Below are 922 nucleotides of genomic sequence, written 5' to 3'. Positions count from 1 at the left end.
GAGATTAAAGACCAAAATATAAAATTGATTGACAGTACCACAATCAGCCTGTGTTTAAACATGTTTGATTGGGCAAAGTTTCGGACAGCAAAAGGGGGTTTAAAAATACACACGTGCTGGGATGACAATTTACAAATTCCGGACTTGGTAAATATAACAGAAGCGAAAATACACGACCGGTACGGCATAGGTCAGTTAGTTTTTTCCAAAGGAACAATTATAGTGGAAGACAGGGCTTATTTTGATTTTACATTGATGCTGCATAGAATTCAAGCTGAAAATATTTTTGTTACTCGCATTAAGACAAATACAGTGTATAAATCCATCCAAGAATTGGACTTACCTGATGCGGAAGATCAAGATATTATTAAGGATGAAATTATTGTTTTAAACAGCAATAAAGCCATAGAGACAGGGATTAATGAACAAAAACTAAGATTAGTGCATGTTTATAAGCAAGACGAAAACAAGGTAATTGAAATCATAACCAATAATTTAGAATGGTCAGCTAGAACAATAGCTGATTTGTATAAAAAGAGATGGGATATTGAACTTTTTTTCAAGGCAATGAAACAAAACCTACAGATAAAAACATTCCTAGGCACAAGTGAAAATGCGGTTAAATCGCAAATTTACATCGCATTGATTAGCTACTTATTAATTGAATTGATAAACAGAACCATATCTAAAAAGACAAAGTCTTTCTCAAATCTGGTCGAAAAAATCAGAATCTGTTTAGTGTATTATCTAAGTTTAGATTATGTCTGCAATCAAGTAGGAGATGGAGCAAAAAAAATAAGACCAGAACCAAAATTAAAATTCAGTTCTGACTTATTTTCAGCATAATTTTATAATCATACCCTATTTATAAAGGGTCGAGGCAGTTTTTCTATTATTTAGTAAAACTTTCGGATAGCTGTGA

1 protein-coding gene is annotated in these 922 nt (G+C 32.2%); it reads left to right on the top strand.

Annotated elements, in window-relative coordinates:
* The coding region (locus AC061C_RS15825) for an IS4 family transposase (RefSeq protein WP_478291973.1) at positions 1 to 846 on the top strand (846 nt) is incomplete at its 5' end.
* Positions 847 to 922 lie beyond the last annotated feature (76 nt).

This window comes from Flavobacterium sp. GNP010 (genome assembly GCF_056428945.1).
Note: the sequence above shows the minus strand (reverse complement) of the source record. Positions and strands in the feature narration are given on the sequence as shown.